Consider the following 1156-nt stretch of genomic DNA (forward strand, 5'->3'; position numbering starts at 1 on the left):
CAGGTCGCGGATGGCTTGCTCGAAGCCGGTGACGTGGGCGAGGGTGAGGGCGGAGGCGGTGTCTCCGTCGCCGTCGACGATGGCCCGTAGCAGTTCGGCGTGCTCGCGGACGTGGCTCGCGACGTCGGGCAGGCGGTCGAGGAACAGGCACCAGATGCGGGTGGCGTGGGCGTCGAGGCTGACGAGGATGTCTTCGAGGTGCGGATTGCCGGACGCCCGGTAGATCTCGCGGTGGACGCGCACGTCGTAGCGCAGGACGTCCCGCGGGTCCTCGGTGTCGCTGATCTCGGCGATCTCGTCGGCGAGTGCGGACAGTCGCGTTCGCGCGTCCTGTGAGGCGGTTCGCGCCGCGCGGGCGGCGGCGTTGGGTTCGAGTTGCTTGCGGATTTCGGAGATGTCGGCGAGATCGGTCATGTCGACGGCGGTGGCGAACGTGCCGCGGCGCGGGTAGGCGACGACGAGACGTTCCCGTTCGAGCCGTTTGAGAGCCTCTCGCACCGGGGTGCGGCCGAATCCGAGTTCTTCGGCGAGGCGGTCGTCGTTGATCGGTTCGCCGGGCCGGATGTCGAGCATGACCAGGCGTTCACGCACGATCTCGTACGCGCGGTCGGCGTTGGTGCCGCCGGTGGATGCCGTGTCCGCGACCGATGATTGCGCCAGGCTCATGTTTCGTCTCCCTGATATTCCGGAGCTATTGACCTTGTTCGTTCCTGACCTTACTCTACTTTCCAGTTGATATATCAGTTCGAAATCAACTGACCTTCCAGAAAGGCGAACCATGACCGTGGACACCGCAGGCCGCACCGAAGCGGCTGCAGCGAACCCGACGCTGACCCATTCGCTCGCCGACCTCGACCCCGCCGTGCACCAGGCGATCGCGGCGGAACTCCGGCGCCAGCAGGGCACGCTGGAGATGATCGCCAGTGAGAATTTCGCCCCGCTCGCGGTGATGCAGGCGCAGGGGTCGGTTCTGACGAACAAGTACGCCGAGGGTTACCCCGGTCGCCGCTACTACGGTGGCTGCGAGCACGTCGACGTCATCGAGCAGCTCGCGATCGACCGTCTGACCTCGCTGTTCGGCGCGAAGTTCGCCAACGTGCAGCCGCATTCGGGTGCGCAGGCCAACGCCGCCGCGATGGCCGCGCTGCTGCAGCCC

Annotated in this window: 1 protein-coding gene and 1 pseudogene; one reads left to right on the forward strand and one right to left on the reverse strand. The window is 66.8% G+C overall.

Going from position 1 to position 1156, the window contains the following annotated elements; all coding sequences use genetic code 11:
* On the reverse strand, positions 1 to 666 hold a 666-nt coding region (locus tag ACFTWF_RS45050), incomplete at its 3' end, for a GntR family transcriptional regulator (protein WP_378467537.1).
* A 112-nt stretch (positions 667 to 778) separates the two neighbouring features.
* Here ACFTWF_RS45050 and ACFTWF_RS45055 point away from each other — a divergent pair.
* Positions 779 to 1156: pseudogene (locus ACFTWF_RS45055) on the forward strand (serine hydroxymethyltransferase); the annotation flags it as partial.

Origin of the sequence: Rhodococcus sp. NPDC056960 (assembly GCF_042674125.1) — a bacterium.
Lineage (GTDB): Bacteria > Actinomycetota > Actinomycetes > Mycobacteriales > Mycobacteriaceae > Rhodococcus_F.